This is a genomic window from Oleiphilus sp. HI0043, from assembly GCF_001634935.1.
In genome coordinates this window covers 1-935 of record NZ_LWEY01000819.1, presented here as the reverse complement: position 1 = coordinate 935, position 935 = coordinate 1, and the positions used below count along the sequence as shown (strand labels likewise).

1 protein-coding gene is annotated in these 935 nt (G+C 44.3%); it reads right to left on the bottom strand.

Going from position 1 to position 935, the window contains the following annotated elements:
- Window positions 1-92: 92 nt before the first annotated feature.
- Window positions 93-935: GspE/PulE family protein (locus A3729_RS09310; protein WP_197475734.1), on the bottom strand; the 843-nt coding region annotated here is incomplete at its 5' end.

Sequence of the window (935 nt, the reverse complement as noted above, 5' to 3'; positions counted from 1 at the left end):
TATTTAAAAAATTAGGCGTGAGTAACCGTACACAAGCAGTCATTGTCTTGAGCAAGTTGTCTTTGGATGAGGCGTCTGAGTAAGGTTTGAGGTTATCCCAGTCTTACCCGATACACTTCTGACAATGAGGTTTGCTGTTGTCGGGCAATATGCAGTGCATGATCAGTAAGAGGCGTCATGCCATTTTCGATTGCGGCTTTTTCGATATCTGTCGCACTTACTTTTGGCTTGATCATGTCTCGAATATCGGGTGATAGTGTCAACAGTTCATATACTGCAACACGGCCTTTATGGCCTGTCATATGGCAGTTATCACAACCAGCGCCCTGATAGAATACTTCATCCTCACTCAGACCCAAAGCTTTCCGTACAATAGGGGATACCTGCTCTTCTTCCAGGCAGTGAGGACAATTCCGTTTAACAAGTCTTTGAGCCAGTACCGCTAGTAGCGTTGCATTTAGGAGATAGGCTTGTACGCCGATTTCAAGTAGACGGGTAATGGTCGAAGCGGCACTGTTGGTATGTAAGGTTGATAACACCAAATGCCCTGTAAGTGAGCTTTCTACTGCCATTTTAGCTGTTTCTTCATCTCGTATTTCACCGATCATAATGGCGTCTGGGTCGTGGCGAAGAATATTTTTGAGTGCACGTGCAAAGCTATAATCTATGGCATTGTTGACCTGGATTTGCAGAATATCATCGATATGGAATTCAACCGGATCTTCAACGGTGATGATATTGATTTCACGTTGTTTGATGGATTCGAGTGCCGCATAAAGTGTGGTGCTTTTTCCGGAGCCAGTAGGGCCGGTCACTAAAATCAGGCCACTGCTTTTGTTAACGAGTTGGGTAAACAGTTCCGAGTCTTTTTCATTGAATCCTATGGCATCGATATTATTGATACTGGTCGAAGTATCGAGGAGACGGATTACTAC